Source organism: Pandoraea cepalis, assembly GCF_902459665.1.
In the GTDB taxonomy this organism is placed as follows: domain Bacteria; phylum Pseudomonadota; class Gammaproteobacteria; order Burkholderiales; family Burkholderiaceae; genus Pandoraea; species Pandoraea cepalis.
This window is the reverse complement of the sequence record NZ_CABPSL010000002.1, coordinates 281,161-303,277: the sequence shown is the minus strand read 5'-3', so window position 1 is coordinate 303,277 and position 22,117 is coordinate 281,161. Positions and strand designations below refer to the sequence as shown.

At 65.4% G+C, this 22,117-nt stretch carries 13 protein-coding genes and 1 riboswitch; of the genes, 6 read left to right on the top strand and 7 right to left on the bottom strand.

Annotation, left to right across the window (positions count from 1 at the left end):
- Positions 1–127 precede the first annotated feature (127 nt).
- Positions 128–1,195: a bile acid:sodium symporter family protein gene (locus tag PCE31106_RS05775; RefSeq protein ID WP_150562668.1), complete on the bottom strand. Its 1,068-nt coding sequence runs from the start codon at positions 1,193–1,195 to the stop codon at positions 128–130.
- A 213-nt stretch (positions 1,196–1,408) separates the two neighbouring features.
- Between PCE31106_RS05775 and PCE31106_RS05770 the strand changes: the two genes are divergently transcribed.
- From PCE31106_RS05770 to wrbA, 3 genes are all read left to right on the top strand, one after another.
- Complete coding sequence (locus PCE31106_RS05770; protein ID WP_150562667.1) at positions 1,409–2,371, top strand: LysR family transcriptional regulator; 963 nt, start codon at positions 1,409–1,411, stop codon at positions 2,369–2,371.
- Between the two features lie 239 nt (positions 2,372–2,610).
- Complete coding sequence (locus PCE31106_RS05765) at positions 2,611–2,904, top strand: hypothetical protein (protein WP_017232842.1); 294 nt, start codon at positions 2,611–2,613, stop codon at positions 2,902–2,904.
- Between the two features lie 120 nt (positions 2,905–3,024).
- Positions 3,025–3,657: an NAD(P)H:quinone oxidoreductase gene (gene wrbA, locus PCE31106_RS05760; RefSeq protein WP_017232841.1), complete on the top strand. Its 633-nt coding sequence runs from the start codon at positions 3,025–3,027 to the stop codon at positions 3,655–3,657.
- 73 nt (positions 3,658–3,730) lie between these two features.
- Here wrbA and blaOXA read toward each other — a convergent pair whose 3' ends face one another.
- A complete protein-coding gene (gene blaOXA, locus PCE31106_RS05755; protein WP_150562666.1) occupies positions 3,731–4,603 on the bottom strand; it encodes a class D beta-lactamase in 873 nt (290 codons plus the stop codon).
- 233 nt (positions 4,604–4,836) lie between these two features.
- On the opposite strand from blaOXA, the gene PCE31106_RS05750 reads away from it, so the two are divergent.
- Positions 4,837–6,522, top strand: a complete 1,686-nt coding sequence (locus PCE31106_RS05750; RefSeq protein WP_150562665.1) for a hypothetical protein — start codon at positions 4,837–4,839, stop codon at positions 6,520–6,522.
- A 37-nt stretch (positions 6,523–6,559) separates the two neighbouring features.
- Here the strand turns inward: PCE31106_RS05750 and PCE31106_RS05745 are convergent, their stop codons facing one another.
- Positions 6,560–7,015: a carboxymuconolactone decarboxylase family protein gene (locus tag PCE31106_RS05745; protein WP_017232838.1), complete on the bottom strand. Its 456-nt coding sequence runs from the start codon at positions 7,013–7,015 to the stop codon at positions 6,560–6,562.
- Positions 7,016–7,407: 392 nt separating this feature from the next.
- Positions 7,408–7,506, top strand: a riboswitch (TPP riboswitch).
- Between the two features lie 73 nt (positions 7,507–7,579).
- Between PCE31106_RS05745 and thiC the strand changes: the two genes are divergently transcribed.
- On the top strand, positions 7,580–9,496 hold the full coding sequence (gene thiC / locus PCE31106_RS05740) for a phosphomethylpyrimidine synthase ThiC (RefSeq protein ID WP_017232837.1): 1,917 nt from the start codon (positions 7,580–7,582) through the stop codon (positions 9,494–9,496).
- 139 nt (positions 9,497–9,635) lie between these two features.
- Here thiC and PCE31106_RS05735 read toward each other — a convergent pair whose 3' ends face one another.
- On the bottom strand, positions 9,636–10,739 hold the full coding sequence (locus PCE31106_RS05735) for a hypothetical protein (RefSeq protein WP_150562664.1): 1,104 nt from the start codon (positions 10,737–10,739) through the stop codon (positions 9,636–9,638).
- Between the two features lie 469 nt (positions 10,740–11,208).
- Between PCE31106_RS05735 and paeA the strand changes: the two genes are divergently transcribed.
- Entirely contained in the window at positions 11,209–12,567 is a 1,359-nt protein-coding gene (gene paeA / locus PCE31106_RS05730) for a polyamine export protein PaeA (RefSeq protein ID WP_150562663.1), read from the top strand.
- Here the strand turns inward: paeA and recD are convergent.
- From recD to recC, 3 genes are read right to left on the bottom strand one after another with little or no spacing between them, the layout of a single operon-like run.
- Positions 12,518–14,662, bottom strand: a complete 2,145-nt coding sequence (gene recD, locus PCE31106_RS05725; RefSeq protein WP_150562662.1) for an exodeoxyribonuclease V subunit alpha — start codon at positions 14,660–14,662, stop codon at positions 12,518–12,520. The genes paeA and recD overlap by 50 nt on opposite strands.
- On the bottom strand, positions 14,659–18,480 hold the full coding sequence (gene recB / locus PCE31106_RS05720) for an exodeoxyribonuclease V subunit beta (RefSeq protein WP_150562661.1): 3,822 nt from the start codon (positions 18,478–18,480) through the stop codon (positions 14,659–14,661). Before recB ends, recD begins: the two co-directional genes overlap by 4 nt.
- Entirely contained in the window at positions 18,477–21,893 is a 3,417-nt protein-coding gene (gene recC, locus PCE31106_RS05715; protein ID WP_150562660.1) for an exodeoxyribonuclease V subunit gamma, read from the bottom strand. Before recC ends, recB begins: the two co-directional genes overlap by 4 nt.
- Positions 21,894–22,117: the final 224 nt, after the last annotated feature.

The following is a 22,117-nucleotide window of genomic DNA, read 5'->3' as shown; positions in this document are numbered from 1 at the left end:
AGATGCGTCGGGCGCCGCCGGACCAGGGAGGTCATGAAGAAGCAAAACAAGCGCAATTCTAGCACTTGCGCACGACCAACGTGTGACAGTCGCCGTTGACGGGCTGTGTTCTGCCCGGATTCCGCGCTCAGCGGCCCGCGCCGGCGTTGGCGCTATTGTCGGACTTGCCGTCACGCAAGGCCGGCTTCGCCGCGCCTGCCTTGATCGTCCTGCCCGCCTGGGCCGCGCGCTGGCGATTGGCGTAGCGCTGCGCGAGTACGGCGCACACCATCAGCTGCATCTGGTGAAACAGCATCAGCGGCAACACGATGGCACCGAGCGGCCCGGTCGCGAACAGCACCTTTGCCATCGGAATACCGCTCGCAAGGCTCTTCTTCGATCCGCAGAAGACAATAGTGATCTCGTCCTCGCGGGAGAACCCGAGCCAGCGGGCGGAATAGGTGGTGAAGGCGAGCATGATCGCCAGAATCACCGCGCAGCAACCCAGCAGGCCAAGCAACGCCAGCGGCGAAACCTGGTGCCACAAGCCCGTGTTCACCGCTTCGCTGAACGCCGTGTAGACCACCAGCAGAATCGAGCCCTGATCGACGATCTTGAGCAATCCGCGATTGCGCTCGACCCACTTGCCGATGGCCTTGCGTGACACTTGCCCCGCGATGAATGGCGCGAGCAGTTGCAACATGATGTTGCCGATGGAGGCGAACGGCGACGCGCCGTTCGCACCGTTGTGATGGATGACCACCAGGCCGACGAGCACTGGCGTGATGAATATACCGAACAGGCTCGACGCCGACGCGCTGCACACCGCCGCCGGTACATTGCCCCGGGCGATCGAGGTGAATGCGATGGCGGACTGCACCGTTGCCGGCAGCGTACACAGAAAGAGGATGCCCAGATACAGATCCGGCGTCACCATCCACGAGAGCATCGGCTTGAGCGCCAGGCCGACGATCGGGAAGACGGCGAACGTGCTGGCGAACACCAGCAGGTGCAGACGCCAGTGCGTCGCACCGGCGAGCACCGCCTCGCGCGAGAGCTTGGCGCCGTGCAGGAAGAACAGGGCGGCAATCGCCACGTTGGTGAGCAGGTTGAAAGCGACTCGCCCTTCGCCGTGTGCTGGCAGGAAGCTGGCAAGCGCGACAGTCGCCACAAGCATCAGCGTGAAATTGTCGGGAAGGTAACGCGGTCTGGCCATCGTCGATCTCGAATCCGTCGGAAAAGACAAAGCCCGTCCGCCAGCACACAGGACGCGACGGCGCGGCGGCCGCCAGCGATCGTCGGTCAGTCGATCGACAAACGATCGAGGATGACCGGAAGTGTGCGCTCGCGATACGGGTTTTTACGTATTAGAGCGCAAGGGCAGTTAAAATACAAATTCATTTAAAAAAATTATTCATACCAAACACGCATGAATATTTCGCTGCGCCAGCTCAAAGTGTTCCTCGCAGTGGCCAACCACGGGAGTTTCAGCCGTGCCGGCGAGGACATCGGCCTGACCCAGCCTGCCGTCAGCCGATGTATCCGTGAATTGGAGCAAGAACTCGGACTCAAGTTGGTGGACCGGACCACGCGGGAGGTCACCCTGACCGAAGTGGGCGCTAGCCTCTCGGCAACGCTCGCCCGGGTGCTCGACGAGCTGGAGAGTGCCCTGCGCGACACCCATGGTTTGGCCGAAGAGCGGCGAGGCCGGGTACGTGTCGCCAGCGCGCCCACGATTTCCGCGAATCTGATGCCCGAATGCATCTCCGCCTGTGCGGCCCGCTACCCGGACATCACGCTCTTGCTGCGCGATCAGGTGCAGACGCTCGCGAGCGACAGCGTGCGACACGGTGAAGTGGATTTCGGCGTCATCGTCGCGTCGGAAGGAACCGAGGATCTGGTCGGCGAGCCCATCATGGTGGAACCGTTTCTCGTCGTGTGCGACCGCTCACATCGTTTTGCGACACAGACACAGGTGACGTGGGAGGAACTCAATGGCGAAAAGCTCGTACTGCTCGACTACGCGTCGGGTAGCCGGCCGCTGATCGACCGGGCGTTGGCCGAACATGGCGCCTATTGCCAGGTGGCGCAGGAAGTCGGGCATGCGATCACGGTCTTCCGAATGATCGAAGCGGGCATCGGCATCAGCATCATGCCGGCCCTGGCACTTCCCGCGATGCCGGGACTACCGGCGCATGGGGACCGCCTTGTCGCCCTGCCGCTCGTGCCGCAACTCGACCGCACCATCATGCTCGTGCGCCGCAAGAACCGCACGCTCTCGCCCGCCGCCCAGTCGGTCTGGGCGTTGATCCAGGAAATCACGGCCAAGACGTCGCACGCGCTGACTGCCCCGCCGGGAAAACGTGGGGAGGCACACGACAGCCCAGCTTGACCCTGACATGATGGGAGATGCGACATGATGCCGAGATTTCGAGCAGAATTACGCGAACTTCGGGGAAATTTTCTCTTATCCCACCGCACGCCGGTGCCACAAAGTGAGTGAGTGCCTGCTACAATTATCGAGCGTCGACTCCCACAAAGCGCATGACTGTGCCATCCGGCGTTTGCCCCGCCATCGTGCCTCGACGACATGCCCGCGCCCTGCGGGCATTATGTTTCCGGTATGGCGTCATGGACTTGTTCATCAAATACTTCAGTCCGCTGTGGCTCTTCCACGCGGCGGCCGATCTGTCATTCTGGCAACGGCATCAACTCGACGCGCGCATGCATGTCATCAGTCGCTTCATGTGGCGATATGTGATGCGTTGGTGTGTCGTGAGCGCCATGTTGCTCGTGCCGGCCGCAGTCATGGCGCATGGCATGGCGGCCACTGGGCTCGCGCTGGCGGGCGGGGTATCGGCGAGCGTGACCGTGCTCATCGCGGCGCTCGCGCTCGGTTGCCTCATCGGCGCACGCCTGCGTTAAGCGCGGCTGGCCCCAACGAATTCAGTGTTTCGTCCCGAGCGTCGACTATCATGGAACGGCTCGCCTCGCGCGGCGAATTGCCCGTGACGCCGGCCTCTCTCGACCCCTAAGGAGATTCACATGGCCAACGCCAAGATCCTGGTGGTGTTCTACAGCATGTTCGGGCATATCCACACGATGGCCGAAGCTGTCGCCGACGGCGCACGCAGCGTCGCCGGCACCGATGTCACCGTCATGCAAGTCCCTGAGCTGGTACCCGACGAAGTGCTCGAAAAGAGCGGCGCGAAAGCGGCACGCGCCGCCTTCGCGAACGTGCCCGTCGCCCGCGTCGACCAACTGGCCGACTACGACGCGATCCTGTTCGGCACCCCGACCCGCTTCGGCAACATGACCGCACAGATGCGCAACTTCCTGGATCAGACCGGTGGCCTATGGGCCAAGGGCGCGCTCGTCGGCAAGGTCGGCAGCGTGTTCGCCAGCACAGGCACGCAGCATGGCGGACAGGAAACGACGATCACGAGCTTTCACACCACGCTGCTCCACCACGGCATGGTCATCGTCGGCGTGCCCTACACCGAGCCTGGCCTCACCAACATGGGCGAAATCACCGGCGGCACGCCTTACGGGGCGACCACGCTCGCCGCGGCCGATGGGTCTCGCAAACCCAGCGAGAACGAGTTGAAGATCGCGAGGACCCAAGGCCGTCACGTGGCGGAAATCGCGTCCGCACTTAAGCACGGACGCGCGCTGTAGCCCGCTTTCGTCGCGCGGCGCGCCGCCGGTTGGCGTACGCACCGCGCGAGGCTTACCACGGCGCCCGCCGTCCTCAGATCAGCTTCAGATCCTGCAACACGGCCCGCACGATGCGCGCGCGCTTCGGCGCATCCGCGGCCCCCGCCATATCGATGTGCAGCGCCACGCTCGTGATATTGCCTTCGCGCTCGATCCAGCCGACCCACCAGCCGATATTGGGCGTCTTCTCGTCGAACCAGCCCGTCTTGGCGTGCAGCACATAGTCCGGCGTGGCTTCGACAATCGAGATCTGACGCACGACGTCCTGCGTGTGCGCCGAAAACGGCAGTGTGCCGCGTGCGAGCCGTTGCAAGAAGTCGACCTGTTCGCGGGCCGAGATCCGCAGGCTGTCGTCGACCCAGTAGGCGTCGGCGGCGCGGCCGATGGTGCGATTGCCGTAGCCGGTTTCGTCCAGCTTTGCCTGCGCGTATTCACGCGCGATCTTGTGTGAGACGACCTGATAGCACGGCAGACACGACACCCGGAACGCACTGCGCAGATCCATCGCGGCATTCCAGGTCTTCACCTGACGCGGCTTGCCATCCCAGGGAATGATCTCGCGCTCGTTCTCGAGCGCGCCCGACTCCAGCGCGAGCAGACTGTTGAAGACCTTGTAAGTTGATGCGGGCGACACCCGTCGCTCGGCACGCGCGGTATCGAACGCCTGATACGTTCGCGTGTCACCGTCGAGCACGATGATCGTGCCCTTCACGCCTTCCGCCGCGAAACGTTCGCCCCAGTCGGCACGCTCGATAATGCGCACCGGTGCCGCCTGCGCCGATGCCTTGGTTTCCTCTGCCTGTGCCGGCGGGGTGAACAAAGTCGCCGAGACGAGTGCGGCAGCCGCAGCCGCAGCCGCCGGTAGGGCAACAACACCGCGTCGCCAGCGAGAGATCTTCATTTTCATTTCGTTGTCCTGATTTCAATGCGTGCCATCTGGGTGGTAGGAAGAACTTCGGTGGCGCCGGCCAGGCGCCCGCTTCCGGGAGCGTTTGCAGCATAGTCTGCGTTTCGGCAGGCACAAAGCAACGCTACCGTAACCGTCGTAACCGCCGTATCATCGGTGCACCCCATTCGTAGATTCCGTCGCGTGTGCGGCCGTCGTCCGTGGCCCGACGCCACTCGACTCGCCTCGACGCCATGTCCGACACCCCTCCCTCGCGCAGCACAACGCCCGTCACGTCGGCCTGCGCCACGGGCGCACCTACGCTCGTCGTCCGCCTCGACGCCCCCCAGCATATCGACGGCCAACCGGTGCGATATCAGAGCCTCTGGTTGTTAATGCGGGTCTACTATGCGGCGCATTACGAGATGTCGTCGGTCTCGCTTGCCTCGTTGAAGATCCGGTTCAGTCAAGCCGGCGCGGCGGGCGATCTGCGTATGCTGGTCAGCCGCGCGTTCTCCGACTTTGCACGTTGGGGCGTTGCCGTGGGCTGGGGCGACGATGTACTCGCCGATGCGCGTCTGCTGCCGACGCGCGGACGGGGCAAAGGGCCATTCTGGCTCGCCCGCGATGAGATGTCGCGTATCGCCGTGACGATCGGGGACTCGACGCCCGCCGACCCGCGTCGCGCGATCGCCTCGTTTCTCGGGCTTGCACAGGATGCGGCGTCGGATACCCCATCGCCGGCGCTCGATTACGTCATGCAGGACATTGCGTTCTGGCATCACCTGACGCTGGGCAAGCGCGATATGCAGGATGGCGTGTTCTTCGCGCCGCCCCAAGCGCCATCGCAGAGCGAGGTACGCCGCCAGCCGCGCACCGGCGCGATTCCATCGTTTCATGCAGCGCAGGTGTGTGCCGTTGACGACGTGCAACGCGGCATCGCCCTGCTTGCCGAGACGATCGCCTGGCGTCGCATGGGCGACGCGGCACGCACGAATCGAACGCTGGCAACGCTCGCCGCGACCTTTGGCGCGAACCCGCCGGGCTCGCCCACGTTGCGCGCCATGCACTGGATCGTGCAAGCTTGGCAAGCCTACGGGTCACGCGACGAGGCCGGCGCGTTCGCCCACCTGCAACGCATCGCCGACGATGCCTCGCTCGCCCCCTGCCTCGTCTACAACCCGCGCATTCGCTTCGAGAGCCGCAACCTGCAGGCGTTGCTGCACAAGTCGCACGCCGCGCGCGGCGGCCCGATGCCCGCGCGGGAGCAGTCGGCGGCGAACGCGCTGGCCGCCTTTTCCGACGCCCTGCAAGCCGCGTTCGAAGCCGACTCCATTGAACTCGCGCAGCATGTCGCGGCCAACATCGGGCTGTCGTTGTGGCTGTTTTGGCAAGGCGCGCTCATCGATCCCGGCCGACGGCTCGCCGCCACGGACGTTCAGCGGCAGGCGCTGCGCTGGATCGGCCTCTCGGAGTGGATCTGCGACCGGTTCGGTGTCGGTGGCAATTCCGTCTGGAACACAGTCTTCCTGTTACGCATTGCGCGCGGTGCCGTGCCGGCGCGGCGCGATCCCGATCTGGCGACGCTGCGCGCGAGCACGCCGTTGACTGTCGACGCCTTTCTCGACGCCGTGCAGCCATTCGGCGCGCCCTTCTCGCGGGCGAAGGGTTTCCAGCGCTGGACCGATGTCCTGGCGACGACGCTCGCCGATCATGAAGAGGGGCGCGTCTGCTTCGAGCCGTTGCAGCTCGCCAACTTGTGGTTCGAGATGTTGTGGTTCGCGCTGCACCAGGACGGCGACTCGCCGCAGGCGGTGCATGCCGCCCAGTCGCTGGGCCGCGTGCTGCCACTCCTGCCCCCGCCCGACCGGCGGTTCTTCCGCGACGCGTTACGGCTGATGCCGCGCGAGTTTCAGCGCGAAGTGCGCCTGGCGCAGTAGCGATGGCGTCAGGACGTACGTGGCGCCGGGCCCGCCCTCACCGCACGCCGTGCGGCGTCTTGGGCAGCGGCGCGCGAAACGCGATCGCCATACGGTTCCACGCATTGATGGTGGCGACGGCGAACGTCAGATCGGCGATCTGCTTGTCGTCGTAATGCGCACGCAGCTCGGCGAACAGGGGGTCCGGCACATGCCCGTCCTGGACGTTGGTGACGGCTTCCGTCCATGCCAGCGCCGCACGCTCGGCCGGCGAGTACAGCTCGGTTTCACGCCAGGCGTCGAGCAAATGCAGACGGCGCGGTTCGATGCCCGTTTTCAGGGCGTCGACCACGTGCATGTCGATGCAGAACGCGCAGCCGTTGAGTTGCGAAGCTCGCAGCCAAACCAGCTCGACCAGGCCGCCCGGCAGGCCGCAGTCATGGAAATACTGGCTCAGCACGCTCATTTGTTCGTAGGGGCGCGGCGCGGCCTTGATGTAGTTCAGTCGTAGCATGAATCGATTCTCCGTTCCGTTCAATTCCGTTCAGAATAGGCTTCACCCACCGGTGGCATGCCGTTGTCACGCTTGCCATGCCTCCACGCCTTCGACGATACGCACCCCTTGTCGCCCCCGGAAGGGCCAAGACCGGCGAAAATTGTCAGGCCAAAGTGAGCCAAGCCGCACATTTGGGAATGCGGTGCCCAAGGCGCCGGCCGGTGACATCGCACAACGACTGGCGCGCACGCTCGGCGACGTCAGCGCCCTCGCCCTCGCCTGACGCCGCCGCCCAACCAGCGTTTGCGTCCGCCCGCATGTGTTATGCCGCATCGCAGCATTGGCCGTTCACGTTTTTCGGGACGTATCGTGCTTGTGTTTGCCGGGCATGTCAGTGTATTGTTGCCGCAAAGCTAGCGCAGGGGTCCTGCAACGTGAGTTGTGGGTGAGAAATACCCTTAGAACCTGATCTGGATAATGCCAGCGCAGGGAGCGTAGAAATTCCTCGCCCCCGTTCATGCTCCTGAGCCGCTTTTCGCCGAAATTGTCGGCGTCAACACGTGCCCCGCCAGGAGACATTGCATGAACGCCAATCCGAAGTTCCTCTCAGCCAATGCGCGCGTGGACGAAGCCGCGATCGCACCGCTGCCGAATTCCCGCAAGATCTACGTCGAAGGCTCGCGCCCCGACCTCCGTGTCCCGATGCGCGAAATCTCGCAAGCCGACACGCCGACAAGCTTTGGCGGTGAAAAGAATCCGCCGATCTTCGTATACGACACCTCCGGTCCGTACACCGATCCGGACGCCCAAATCGACATCCGCTCGGGCCTGCCCGCCCTGCGCGCGGCATGGATCGAGGAGCGCGGCGACACCGAAGCGCTGCCGGGCATGACGTCCGCCTACGGCCGCGAGCGCGCCGCCGACGACGCCACCGCCGAGCTGCGTTTCCCGGGCCTGCATCGCACGCCGCGCCGCGCCAAGGCCGGCAAGAACGTGACGCAGATGCACTACGCGCGTCAGGGCATCATCACGCCCGAGATGGAATACATCGCCATTCGCGAAAACCTGCGCCGTCAGGAATACATCGAGAGCGTGCGCAACGCCGGCCCGCAGGGCGAGCGTCTGGCCAAGCTGCTCTCGCGCCAGCATCCGGGTCAGCATTTCGGCGCGAGCCTCCCCGCCGAAATCACGCCGGAATTCGTGCGCAGCGAAATCGCACGCGGTCGCGCCATCATCCCGAACAACATCAACCACCCGGAATCGGAGCCGATGATCATCGGCCGCAACTTCCTCGTGAAGATCAACGCGAACATCGGCAACTCGGCCGTGACCTCGTCGATCGGCGAGGAAGTGGACAAGATGACGTGGGCGATCCGCTGGGGCGGCGACACGGTGATGGATCTGTCGACCGGCAAGCACATCCACGAGACGCGTGAATGGATCCTGCGCAACAGCCCGGTACCCATCGGCACGGTGCCGATCTATCAGGCGCTCGAGAAGGTGAATGGCAAGGCCGAAGACCTGACGTGGGAAATGTTCCGCGACACGCTCATCGAGCAGGCCGAGCAAGGCGTCGACTACTTCACGATTCACGCCGGCGTGCGCCTCGCGTACGTACCGATGACCGCCAACCGCATGACTGGCATCGTGAGCCGCGGCGGCTCGATCATGGCCAAGTGGTGCCTCGCGCACCATAAGGAAAGCTTCCTGTACACGCACTTCGAAGAGATCTGCGAAATCATGAAGGCCTATGACGTCGCGTTCTCGCTGGGCGACGGCCTGCGTCCGGGCTCGATCTACGACGCCAACGACGAAGCACAACTCTCCGAGCTGAAGACGCTGGGCGAGTTGACACAGATCGCGTGGAAGCACGATGTCCAGGTGATGATCGAAGGCCCGGGCCACGTGCCGATGCAGCTCATCAAGGAGAACATGGATCTCCAGCTCGAGTATTGCGACGAAGCCCCGTTCTACACGCTCGGACCGCTGACGACGGACATCGCCCCCGGCTACGACCACATTACGTCGGGCATCGGGGCGGCGACCATCGGCTGGTACGGCACCGCCATGCTGTGCTACGTCACGCCGAAGGAACACCTCGGCTTGCCGAACAAGGACGACGTGAAGGAAGGCATCATCACGTACAAGCTCGCCGCGCACGCCGCCGATCTCGCCAAGGGCCACCCCGGCGCGCAGATTCGCGACAATGCATTGTCGAAGGCGCGTTTCGAGTTCCGTTGGGAAGACCAGTTCAATCTGGGTCTCGATCCGGACAAGGCGCGCGAATTCCACGACGAAACGCTGCCGAAGGACTCCGCCAAGGTTGCCCACTTCTGCTCGATGTGCGGACCGCACTTCTGCTCGATGAAGATCACGCAGGACGTGCGCGATTACGCCGCGAAGCAAGGCATTTCCGACGAAGCGGCCCTCAAGCAAGGCATGGAAGTCAAGGCCGTGGAGTTCGTCAAGAACGGCGCCGAAATCTATCGTCGTACCTGACGATACGCACGCGGCGGCAAGGATTTCGCCTCGCGCCGCCGCACGGTTGCCCGTCGTCAACGATGGCCGCTAACGCGCCCGGGTCAAACCGGGCGCGTTTTTTCATGGATGACGCCTGGCCATCAGGCGGCGAGCGCGCTTAGCCGTGCGCAGACGGGTCGATCGTGGTGCTGGCCGGAACCGTCGGCACACCGCGCATCGCCAGTTGATTGCGCAGGCGCTGCGTCGCGATATGCGGTGGCCGCGACGACAGCGTCGTCGCCAGTGCCGTGAAGGCCTTCGTGTTCGTCGCGGGCAGCGCCGCCGCGTTCATCACCTCCGTGTGACGAAGCGCCCAGTGACGCTCGCCCAGTTGCTCGACCCCGAGGGCGAGTTTGACCCACTCGTCCGTGCCCAGTCCGACGGACGGCGGCAGATCGGCGCGCACCATGGCCTGATGCATCGGCAAGCCGTCGGCGAACCCCACGCGAAGCATCCATTCGGTGCTCTCGCGCGACGGCAGGACCCGCGATCCCTGGTGCAGCCGATCGTTCACTTTCCCGATGAACGTGGCGGGCGACTCCAGTTCCTCGCACGCCTTCGACCACTCCTTTCTCCCTGCCAGCGCCGGCTTGCCCGTCCATCGGCGCGCGGTATCCGCGACGATCGTCGCCACGTTGTCGCGACGGGTATCGAACGCCACCGTTCCGTTGCGACCGCCCGTGCCGAGCAGCGAGCCGCTCACAATCTCCCGGCAGATCTGTGCCCGCTCGCTGCGCCCGTCGGGCATGACCACAGGATGATTGCGACCGTCCGGCGATACGCCTCGTGTGCCGGTGTCCTGTGCACTGGCGCACACATGAAGCGTTTGCACGGCGGAAGCGCTCAGGACCGGTTGCGCGCCACGCGTTGCACCATTCGTGGGAACGTCGAGCGCAAGTGCGGCCAGTTCGCCGCTGTCAATGCCGCCCCCCTCGGGTATAAACCGGCCGGCAGCGACTTCGCCCGACGCCTCGACTTCCGCCGATGCGCCCAGGAAATCGCCGCCGAAGGCCTTGTCCATGCCGCGGGACACTGGCACGGCACGCACCGCGCTCGCGGTCCAAGGGTGCGTCAGGCTGTCGGCGCGAGCGTTGGCGATGCGCACCAGCGGAATGCCGGCGGCGTTGGCGAGCCCTGCTCCTGGCGTCAGCGTAATGGGGGCTGCTGCCGCAACGTTGCCCAACCCCGGCGAATAGTGGAATGCCTGGATGCCGTTCATCATCGTGAGATCCTCAGTAGGGAGATACGTGACCGGTCGCCACGGCCTCGACAAGGTGTCGCGGCAAAGTTCACGATGCCCGAGGCGGCGTGCGCCCATTGTCGGTTCTGAACGCGGTGTCGCGCAGCTCGCGCAAGCCACCGTCCGAAAGTAGACAACGGCGCCCCAGCGCTCGCCCAATCGTTGGGGCATGGGTGTCGGCAAGCCCCGAACTTATGGCATGCTATCGGACAGCGGCACAGCCTACGCGGCTGACGCGGCCCGCAAAAATGGCGTCGGCGGCATTTTTGGCTCGCAGATGACACCGCACCGGGTACGCGCCTTCCGCGCACCCGCCTGAAGGCATCTCAAAATGACGGCCCGCCGGGCTTGTTTTGAAATGTCTCCCTGCCCACCGGACCCGCTCCCTAGCTCATCGGTCCGGCCAGCGTCGCGGCTGTGTACCCGCCTTCGCATTTACAGGGATGACAACATGAGTGGTTACGGCTTTCTTTTCAGTATCTTCGTGCTGGTTCTGGCCAGCGCATTCTTCTCCGCCGCCGAAATCTCGTTGACCGCCGCCAAGCGCACCAAGCTGCACGTGCTCATGGAAAAGGGCAACCCGCAGGCAATCAAGGTGCTCGCCCTCAAGGGGCAGCCAGGCAATTTCTTCACCGTTGTGCAGATCGGCGTGAACGCGGTCGCCGTGCTCGGCGGCGTGCTTGGCGAGAGTTTCCTGACCGGCTATCTGTTCGCGTGGCTCTCGCCGCTCACCGATCAGGCGCTGGCGTTGCGCCTGGCAGGCATTGGCTCGTTCCTGTTCATCACGATCGCTTTCATTCAGTTCGCCGACCTGATTCCCAAGCGTCTCGCAATGGTCAACCCCGAGCGCGTTGCCATGGCCATCATCGATCCGATGCTGCTGTGCCTGAAGGTGCTTCGGCCCCTCGTCTACCTCTTCAACGGCGTGGCGAACCTGTTTCTGCGTCTGTTCAAGCTGCCGACGCATGCCATCGAGAACATTACGTCCGAAGATGTCGCGGCGATGGTCGGCGCGGGCGCGCAAGCCGGCGTGGTGCGCAAGCAGGAACTCCATTTGATCGAGAACGTTTTCGAGCTGGAATCGCGCACCGTCGGCTCGGTCATGACCTTTCGCGACGACGTGGTGTACTTCACCATCGCCGAGGACGAGCGCAGTATTCGCGAAAAGATCATCCAAAGCCCGCATTCGAAGTATCTCGTGTGCCGGGACGAAATCGACAACGTGCTCGGCTACGTCGACTCGAAAGATTTGCTCCAGCGCATTGCGAGCGAAGACCTGTCGAGCGTGATTCGCAATCTCGACCGCCTGTATGCGAAGAAGCTGCTGGTGATCCCCGACACCCTGAATCTTTCGGAAGCGCTGGCCCGCTTCAAGGAAACCCGCGAAGGCTTTGCCGTCATCATCAACGAGTACGGTCTGGTGGTCGGTGTGGTGACGCTCAACGACATTGTGGGCGCGCTCATGGGCAACGTGATTCACCCGGCGGACGAAGATCAGATCGTGCAGCGCGACGAGCACTCATGGCTCGTGGACGGTGTCACGTCCGTCGAAGACGTGAAGAAAGCACTCGATATCGACGAGCTTCCTGGTGAAGGCGAGTTCGAGACCATTGCGGGATTCATGATCTATCAGCTCAAGCGCATTCCGAAGAAATCGGAAGCCACCGAGGCCGCGGGCTACAAGTTCGAAGTGGTCGACATCGACAACTACAAGATCGACCAGTTGCTCGTCACGCGGCTGGGCTCGGTGGCCGAGGCCGCTATCGCGGCAGCGACGGCGGCGGCGCAGGCACCGAAGGAGGCATCGTAGCCAGCACCTCCATCAACCGGTCGGTCAAGCCGCCGTCGCGCTGCGTGGGCCGCGCGATGGCCGACGCGACGACCTGCCACGGCGCGTAAAGCCATACCTGACGGCGCGCTCGCGTCACCCCCGTATAGATCAGCTCCCTCGACAGCACCCGGCTCGCCTGTTCTGGCAGCACCATCGCCACGCGTTCGAATTCCGATCCCTGCGACTTGTGGATCGTCATGGCAAATGCGGTCTCGTGCGCCGGCAGACTGGCCGGGGAATAAAGGCGGTATCCCCCATCCGGCGTGGCAAACGCGACGCGTAGTGTGCCGGACGGTCCGAGCGGCAACGCGATGCCAATGTCGCCGTTGAACAGGTTCAGTGCGTATTCGTTCTGCGTGACCAACACCGGGCGCCCGGCAAACCAGGCGCCCCCGCCAGCCCCGAGCGCCATACCGGCTCGACGCGCAAGTACCGCCGTCAGTTGCGCGCCGAGCAACTCGACGCCGCGTCGCCCGCCACGTGTCGCGCACAGCACGCGAAACTGACCGAACGCCGCAAATACCGGCTGCGCGACCATGGCGACATCGGCGGCGGTTACCGTCGCCGGATCGCCCAGTTGCTCGATCGTCGCGACCGCTTCGGCCAGCGCGGCGAGATAGGCCGAATACCCGTCCGCCAGCGCGTGCAGACTGACGGGCGACAACTGCACGCCGCCGTCCTCACTGAACATCACGCGGTCGGCGTCGCTTGCCGCTGGTGCTGAAGTCGAACCGATGCCGGCGAACGCCCCGTCGTCCGCAAGGGTGCAGGCCTTGCGCGCCTCAATCACTTTGCCCGACTTGATGGCGGTTGCCAGGCGACCAATCGCAGAATTCTCTCCGAAGCGATAAGTACGCTCCAACCAGACGACGGTGTCTTCCAGCCCTTGCGACACTCGGGCGCTTCCTGCGGCGGCATCCGGCGCGCCGTTCCCTACGGCGGCCGCCAACGGTCCCGACCGGGGCGGCGCATCGACGGGCCATTCGAGCGCGGACAACAATCGCCTACGCATGTCCGGTGAGAACCTGCGTTGCGCGCTCAACTCTCCGAAGACGGCCCCCGCTTCAACCGCCGCCAACTGATCCTTGTCGCCCAACAGGATCAGGCGTGCGCTTTCCGGCACGGCTTCGAGCAATTGTGTCGCCATCGACAGATCGATCATCGACGCCTCGTCCACGACGATCAGATCGTAGGGCAGCGGGTTGGCCGCGTGATGTCGAAAACGCCGCCCCGCTTGCTCGGCCGACTCCGGCAAGACACCCAGCAGGCGATGCAACGTGACCGCCGCCTCGGGCAATGCCCTGCGCACCGCTTCCGGGAGATCCCGACGGGCCGTCAACGCCTCCTGCATGCGCTGCGCCGCCTTCCCCGTGGGCGCGGCCAGCGCCACGCGCAGGTTGGCGTCTCGCTCGAGCAGACAGGCGAGCAAGCCCACCACGGTGGTCGTCTTGCCGGTGCCGGGACCGCCGCTGAGCACAACCAACGAGCGTTGCAGCGCCAGCGCCGCCGCCGCCATCTGCCAGTTCGGTTCCTGCTGCCCCTCGGACGACACAAGCGCGCCTTCGCCAAAGTAACGATGCAGACGAGCGCGATCCGCCGCGGTGACCGGTGTGCGTTCGGTCAGCGACAACTTACGTCCGAGCGCCGTCGCCAGCCGCGCCTCATAGCTGTAATAACGTGCGAGATAGAGGCGATCGTGGTCGTCGAGCAAAAGCGGGAAGGCGTCGGCCTGCACGTCGCCGGTGCGCGCCAGCGCCAAGCTGGCGGGGGCACACAAGCCGCTGGCAAAGAGTGCCTCGCGCCAGACGGACAAGGCGGGGGCGTCACCCGGAAACAGTTCGCCGCTGGCTTGCCCGTCGAGCAGGTTATCGAGCGGCACGCAGACGTGCCCCTCGGCCGTGGCGAGGCTCACCGCGAGGGCGGCACGCCACACATAGCGGCACGTTGGCTCGTCCGCCCCGTGACCGCGCGCGAGCAGTGCCATTCGACGCGCGAACCCCTGCGCCAATCGCACCACGCCGCTGTCGGCCAACGGTGCCCCGGCCACGTCCCCCCGATCTCGTCGATCGCTCATGCGCCCTCCCGGTCGGCAGCGCCCGCGTCGTCACCTTGAACGTCCGGCGACAACGCTTGCGCCAGCGCAGCGTTGTCGCCCGAGGCGAAGAGCCGATCGAGCGCGTCGACCATCTCACGCGACGGCTTGTCGAAGAAGACACCCGGCACATCGTCACCGGCCAGATGCGCACGCGCCCAGTCGGGCCGAACGCCCCGGACAAACAAGTAGAGGCTGCCGCCCATATCGCGGTCGTATCGGTAGTCGGGTAATCGGCGTTGCAAGTAGCGATGCAACGCCAATGTGTAGAGGAGGTATTGGAGGTGATAGCCGTGCTCGGCCATCGCTTCGCGCAGGCCGTCGGCGCCGTAGTTTTCCGGGGCAGTGCCGAGATAGTTCGACTTCCAGTCGAGGATCCACCACTGGCCGCCGTGCCGGAACACCAGATCGATGAACCCCTTGAGGTAGCCGCGCAGCACCGTGGCGTCGAGCGGCAAGTCCGGGTAACCGAACTGGCGCAACACGCCGCGCAGCGCCTCGAGCGACACGGCATCGGCCGGATACGTGAATTCCATTTCGGTGAGCCGTTCGGTCATCGCCACGTCAGCCAGTTGCATACCCGGTCGCAACGGTGTAGCGAGCGTATCGGCCAGCATGCTCATCATCATGGCGCGCCACGTATCGTTGTGCTCGGCTCCGCGCCCGGGCGGTCGTTCGCGCAAGGCTCTAGCGACCGCATGTGGCCATTGCGCGCGCGCCCGAAAATCAGCCAGTTCGAACACACGGTGCAAACTCTCGCCGGCCGCCGGTCCGCGCGGAAAACGAAGAATGTCATCGGCGGGCGGCCAGGCATCGTCTCCCTCCGGCGGCAGGGCGAACGTCGGCCCGGCATTGGCCTGCGCGTCGTAATCGGGACGCGTACGCTCCGGCGCACTGAGTTGGCCGCCGCCCAGTTGCGGACCGGCGTGCATCCCCGCCAACAGCCCCGAGAAGCTCCCGATCCGCCAGACTTCGCGCAACGCGCGAGCACTCGCGCGCGGGGTGAGTTGCGGCGCCGCGTCGTGGACGACACGCATGTCGGCATCCAACGCATCGCCCATTGGCAACGGCACCACCGCCAGTGGGCCACCGACCAGCGCCTTCCATGCCGACCGGATCGTGGCCACCCGCTCGTCGGTATCGAGCGTCGACGAAACCCACGTATCGAACGTATTGCCTTGCCCTGCCGCGAGCCAGTTGAGCATGCCGCCGCACGCTTCCTTCACGCTGCGTCGCGACGCATAAATGCCGGCCGCCAGGTAGCAACGGTAGACCGCGCGCGTCAGCGCTACGTACAGCAGTCGTGCCTGCTCTGCCGATTGCTCCTGCCGCAGCGCGGCGGCGGCGGGCGACCCCTTGCCCGCCGCATCGGTGAAGTCGATGACGGCCGTGGAACCATCGTGATACTCGAGTCCGTCGAGACGCCCACCGTCGCGCACTGCGCCGTCCCAAAGAAACGGGCAGAACACCACGCCATACTCAAGCCCCTTCGACTTGTGAACGGTCACGATCTGCACCAGATTCTGATCCGACTCGAGACGCAACTGCGCGTCTTCACCGCCGCTCGCATTGCGCTGCGAGGCCAGCCAGCGCAGCAGCGCCGGCATGCCGGGCTGCTCGGCCCAGCGGGCCTGTGCAAGCTCTGCCAAGTGCATGAAGTTCGTCAGACGCCGCTCGCCGCCGGCCTGAGCGACCAGACGTGCCGCGAGGCCCAACTCGCGCATCAACGTGCGCCACATCGCCGAGAAGCCGCGGTCGATCCATAACTGACGATAGCGTTGTAGTCGCTCGATCCACGCGATCGCCTCGGCATCGGAGGCTTCGCTGGTCTGCATGCGATACAACGCCGTGGCATCGAGCCCGAACAGCTCGGTCGCCAGCGCAGCGCGCAGCGCCCGCACGTCGCCGGGAGACTCCACTGCACGCAACACCCGCAACAGCGTTTGTGCCTCGTCACTGGCAAACACCGAGTCCTGCGTCAGCTCCACGCTGCCCACCGCGTGCTCGGCAAGCATCGATTTCATCAGCGCGCCCTGCCGGTGCGTCTGCACGATCACGGCAATATCGCCCGGCGCGAGCGGTCGCTCGCCCACGCGCACGTCACCGCGCGCCGCGCCCGCGAGCAAGCGCGCCACCTCGGCCGCCGTCGCCCGCGCACACGCCTGCTGCGCGTCGTCCTTCGACAGCGGCTCGTCATCGTCCGGAAGCCACCAGACAGTGAAGTCGGCCACTTCGCGAGCGTCGGTGAACGGCGCTCGCTGCCGCGCCCCCGGGCGCACCGGCGGGTACTCGAGCCCGTCGAGCACGAACGCCCGGTCGTTGGCCCCGAACAGGCGATTGCCCGCCTCGATGATGGCCGGTGTCGAGCGTTGATTCACCGCCAGTGTGTACGCCGCGTCGGCGTTCTCGCGCGCGGCCAGATACGTATGCAGATCCGCCGCCCGGAAGCTGTAGATCGCCTGCTTCGGGTCACCCACCATGAACATCGGCCCCCGCCCGACGTTCGATGCGGCCGTCTCCCGCCGACCGTACACGGCACTGAAAATGTCGAACTGCAGCGGATCCGTGTCCTGGAACTCGTCGATCAGTGCGCAGGGGTATCGCTCGCGCAGGGCCTCGGCCAGATCGGGGTGCTGGTTCAGTGCCCGTGCAATATTGCCAAGCAGGTCGTCGAACGACACCACCCGCAACTCGCGCTTGCGAAGCGCCAACTGGTCCGGGGCTTGCATCAGCCACTCGCGCAGCATCCGCAGCCACTGCATCGCGTAACGCTCGTGCGCGTCGGCGCGCGCTTGCACCAGCGCATCGGCCATGCCGAAAAACCGGTGATCGGGCGGCGTTTCGCCCTTTTTGATGTCCTTGGCGAGGCGCGTGGTGGTCAGCAATTCCGCCTTCGAACTCAACGGCGCCCCGGCATCGCGCGCGCCAAGATAGCGTGCCCAGGCCGATACGGCTTGCGCAAGCGATACCGCGTCGTAAATGTTTTTCTTGTACGACGGCAACGCCGCGCGCATCAGATCGGTAATTGCCGCGGCCTCGGCGTCCCAGCACTCGCAGGCCGCTGCGTAGGTCGCGAACCATCCCGGGTCCGACGACGCTTGAGCGTCTGACTCGACCGACGACGGCCAGCGCAATTCCGACATGGGTTTCTTCAGCCGACGCGCCAACTGGTCGGTGAGCGTGCCGGGCGAGCGCTTCGCATCGACCAGCCACGCGGCGAAGCCGTCGTCCTGCGCTGCCAGCGGTTCGACCACACGGCGCCAGAATTCGACCGCGAGATCGTGCCGCACGCCATTGTCGTCCGGCACCAGCTCATAGGCGAACGGCAATCCGGCCGCAAACGGCACCTCCGCCAGAGCACGTTGGCAAAACCCGTGAATGGTGTGAATCGAGGCCTGATCGAAGCCGCGCAATGCCGTTTGCAAGCAATCGCGAATGGCCTTCGGTGTCATGTCACCGCGCTCGATCAACCCCGCGATCATGACGTTGAACAACGGATCGTCGCTGGCGTCCGGATCGAAGTCGACGATATCGTCGTTCTCGTCCTCCTCCTCGAAGACCGGCGCCATCGCAGCCACCAACGCAGCCAGCCGCGCGCGAATCCGCTCACGCAGCTCGGCCGTGGCCGCGTTGGTGAAGGTGACGACAAGAATCTGCTCGACCGTCAATCGCTTCTCGAGCAGCAACCGCACGTACAGCGCGCAGATGTTCCAGGTCTTGCCAGTGCCAGCCGACGCTTCGATCAGGCAAACGCCGTCGAGATCGCAACTGAAGACGTCGAGGTCGATGAGCTGCGTCATGCGCCCTCCGCCACGTCAAGGTGTTGCACCAGAGGGCCGAGCAGTAGATTGGCGAGCGCATCGAACGGCGGCGCCAGCGGATCGTCCACGCCGCGCCAGATCAGTCGCGTGTACGGGTCGTCCGCGTCGCCCCGAGCGAATGCCGAACCGAGCCACGCACCTTGCGCCTCGCCCGGCTTGCCGGTGCTCGCCAACTTCCACGCGCTTCGCGTAAAGAATGGCAACGGCCGCGTCTGCCCGAGGCGGTACAGCGCCACCCATTGCCCCAACAGCGTCGCCGCGTCTTCCACCGGCCGCAACGCGAATGTCTCGTCTTCGCCGTACCAGAGCGTTCTGGCGGCTACGTCCAGTCCTGCGTGCTCGGGCTGCTGGAGATGCGCACAAAGCGCCAGATGGGCCAGCCATGCGGCAAGCAGATCGCTCGGACGCTGGCTGCCGAATCGATACATGACCAGTCCATAGCGCGACACCGGGGCCAAGCGTCCCTGCAACAGGCAGGCTGCGCGCAACGTGGCATCGCCATGCCAGGCGGCCTGCGTCGATTCGCGCCATGACGGCGGCAGCGCCGGCGTCAAAGGCAGCGTCACCAGCAGCTCCTGCGTGCCTTCCGCCTGCGCGTCTCGCACCTGCGACGCCAGCGCGCGCAGGCCGCCCAACGCTCTGCGGCGCCAGACGGCACCGGTCGCCCCGCCCGGCAACTCGTGACTGACCTTCGCAATACGCTCAATGGCGTCGGCATGCGCGCGGGCGTCGCGTGCGTCGTGGCGCATCAGGCGCGGCAGCAGACGCGCCGCCAGCGCATCGCGTCCGGCCCAGTCGAGCACGAACGGCTCTTCGTCGTCGACCTCCGTGAGCAGTTCGCCGAGCGAGAGTCCCAGCCGGTCACGCGCCCACGCTCTGCCGGGATGACGCCAGAAACGCAGCAGGTCGTCCAACGTCAAATGGGTTTGTACGACAGCGGGCAACGGTTCACGCACGAATGGCGCGGCGCGGGCATTCGGTGTGGGGGACGCCAGTTGATCCGCCAATTGCTGCGCCGCCTCGGCATTGGCCACGTCGTAGCTATAGAGCGACGGGTCGTGCCCATCGAAATACGCAGGAGAAAACGGTTGAAGCGGATGCGACACCGCAAGCCGCTCGCGGGCTTCGCGCTGATCGTCGAGGCAGTACCCCTGGGACACCGGTGCGAGCAACTGCCCGGCGAAGTCGAGCAATTCGTCCACAGCCGTCGATGGCGGCAGCGGCGCATTGTCGCGCACGCTTCGGCCCGTGTAGGTGACCAGGAACCGGTCCTGCGCACTCAACATCAGATCGAGGAAAAGATTGCGCTCGTCGTCGCGCCGCTGGCGATCGCCACGTTGCGGCAACGCGCGCATGAGGTCGAATTCGTCGGCGCGCACGCGTCCCGGCAGCACCCCGTCGTCCATGCCGATCATGCACACCACGCGGTACGGCAGCAGGCGCAGGCTGGGGATCGCCGCAAACGTCACACGCCCCGATGGCACGCCGCCACGCGTCGGATCGTCGAGGGCATTGGCCAGCACGCGCGCCACCACGTCAACCGGTACCCGCACTTCGGGCGCTCCATCAGCGATAGCCGAGCCGATCTGTTCGATGGCCACGCGCACCTCGGCAACATCGTCGGCAAAACGAGGCTCGTCGGAAAAGAACTGTTCCAGCATCGCCAGCAGCTGATCGCGCCACGCGAGCCCCGTGCGCATCGTTTGCAGCGTGACGGCGGTGGCATCGAGATCGTCGACGAGCCGCGCCAGCTGCCCGAGCCATTCGGCACGGCCGCCCTCGATTCCCCCAACCGGTAGCCAATCGTCGACCGGCAAGGCGTCATCAGGCAAGGCGTAGCCGAGAAACAGCCGCATCATCGCATCGCCCAGGGTGTGCCGCTCCAACGCCGGCGAGACATCGGCCCCGGTCGGCGCGTACGCCTGCGGCGCGTCGAGCCGCAGCAGGGCATCACCGCGCCAGCCGCGTCGTGCACCGGCGGCATGCAACCAGTTTTGAACGGTGTCGAGCGCATTGCCGCCGAGATCGTAGCGTTGTGCGATGGCCTCCGTGCGTGCCAGTTCCACCAGACTCGACACCGCCACCCGCTGCTGCGCCAAGGCCAGGATGGCGGCGAACGCCCGCGCGACGGGGTTGGTCCGCGTCGGCGGCAACCCCGTCACCAGATAAGGAATGCGAGGTGTCGCGGTACCAAACACGGCGTCGATCAGCGGGGCCGCGCGCCCCAGATCCGGCACGGTCACGAGCACATCATCGGGACGCAAATCGGGAATCTCGTCGAAGCACGCCAACAACCGGTCATGCAGCACTTCGATCTGACGCGCCAGGCTGTGGCACACATGCACCTGCACCGACCCGTCGACGCTCACGCCATCGGGCGCGCCGTGACGGCCATCGTCCAACGTGAGAATGCCGTTTTGCAGGGCGGCGAGCAGCGTCGGTGCGGGATTGGGCTGGAAAAGCGCCCGGTCCTCCACCGCCTGCGGTGCGAGGTCGGCATACAGCGCATCGATATGCGATTGCGTCTGGCGCCCCCATTCGGCGAGCAACGGATGCCCCACTTCCCGATGCGCCCCCCCATCGCGCCGCGCCAGATACGACAGCCGTGACGGCGGCACGATGTCAAACCAATAGCTCTCACACGGATTCAGGACGTACAGGTGCACCTCGATCAGACGAGACATCGCCTTGAGCAGCGCCATCGAAAGCGGCGGCATCGACGACAGCGCGAACACCGACACACGTGACGGCCATCCGGCAGGCACCGTCTGCGGCGTCAATGCCTCGATCCGGTCGATGGCCCGCAACGTCGGGTGACGCTCGCGAATCTCCAGATGCGCCAACACCTGCCGCCACAAGGTGCTCTGCCACACTTCGTCGGCACGCTGCGTCTCACCCCAGCCCGTGGCGGCGCCCGGGTCGATCGTCTCCCCGGATTGCCACCGCTCAAGCCAGTTCGGCCGATAGGTCAGATATTGGTCGTAGAGATGCGCCAGTCGGTCGGCCAATTCGAAGCGCATGACATCGTCCGCGCCCGTCAGATAGCCCGCCAGTCGCGGCGAGGCGTCCCCCCACGGCTGGGCGAGGCACTGATACAGCGGCCAGACAAGCCGGTCCGGCGCAAACGGCGAACTCTCGGGCACCGTGACCAGTTGCCCCGCCATGTCCCACAGCCACTGGGCGAGATAGGTCAGACGAACGTTGGCACACACGCCGAACACATCGGCATAGTCCAGTTCGAGCCGGCGCCGCACGGCCACACTTGGCACGACGATGGTTTCCGTCTCGAACGGATGACCGGCTTTCCCCGTGCTGCCGGGCGCCTGGGCGAGATCGCGCAACAGGGCGGCTTCAAGGGTGGTGAACCGGTTGGAAAAGAATAGGTGGAGCATGCGGGCGTGGCGGCTGAGCGAGTCTGTTCGCAAGCATAACAAAAGCCTCCTCGCGAAGCCCATCGGGCAGATCCGAAAACTTGCCCCGACATGAGTGACGGCAGCGTCAGGCGCCGTTACCAGTCCGTCGGCATGGGGGCCGTCACCGGCGGCATCCCCTCTTCGCGCCACGCGGGGCTTCGGCTAGACTCTGTCTGCACCGCGCCCTCCCCCCGCCGCGCGGC

What these genes read in the sequence shown, in the direction of transcription:
- PCE31106_RS05775 (WP_150562668.1), bottom strand. Translation starts at nt 1,195, where the DNA reads ATGGCCAGACCGCGTTACCTTCCCGACAATTTCACGCTGATGCTTGTG.
- PCE31106_RS05770 (WP_150562667.1), top strand. Translation starts at nt 1,409, where the DNA reads ATGAATATTTCGCTGCGCCAGCTCAAAGTGTTCCTCGCAGTGGCCAAC.
- PCE31106_RS05765 (WP_017232842.1), top strand. Translation starts at nt 2,611, where the DNA reads ATGGACTTGTTCATCAAATACTTCAGTCCGCTGTGGCTCTTCCACGCG.
- wrbA (WP_017232841.1), top strand. Translation starts at nt 3,025, where the DNA reads ATGGCCAACGCCAAGATCCTGGTGGTGTTCTACAGCATGTTCGGGCAT.
- blaOXA (WP_150562666.1), bottom strand. Translation starts at nt 4,603, where the DNA reads ATGAAAATGAAGATCTCTCGCTGGCGACGCGGTGTTGTTGCCCTACCG.
- PCE31106_RS05750 (WP_150562665.1), top strand. Translation starts at nt 4,837, where the DNA reads ATGTCCGACACCCCTCCCTCGCGCAGCACAACGCCCGTCACGTCGGCC.
- PCE31106_RS05745 (WP_017232838.1), bottom strand. Translation starts at nt 7,015, where the DNA reads ATGCTACGACTGAACTACATCAAGGCCGCGCCGCGCCCCTACGAACAA.
- thiC (WP_017232837.1), top strand. Translation starts at nt 7,580, where the DNA reads ATGAACGCCAATCCGAAGTTCCTCTCAGCCAATGCGCGCGTGGACGAA.
- PCE31106_RS05735 (WP_150562664.1), bottom strand. Translation starts at nt 10,739, where the DNA reads ATGATGAACGGCATCCAGGCATTCCACTATTCGCCGGGGTTGGGCAAC.
- paeA (WP_150562663.1), top strand. Translation starts at nt 11,209, where the DNA reads ATGAGTGGTTACGGCTTTCTTTTCAGTATCTTCGTGCTGGTTCTGGCC.
- recD (WP_150562662.1), bottom strand. Translation starts at nt 14,662, where the DNA reads ATGAGCGATCGACGAGATCGGGGGGACGTGGCCGGGGCACCGTTGGCC.
- recB (WP_150562661.1), bottom strand. Translation starts at nt 18,480, where the DNA reads ATGACGCAGCTCATCGACCTCGACGTCTTCAGTTGCGATCTCGACGGC.
- recC (WP_150562660.1), bottom strand. Translation starts at nt 21,893, where the DNA reads ATGCTCCACCTATTCTTTTCCAACCGGTTCACCACCCTTGAAGCCGCC.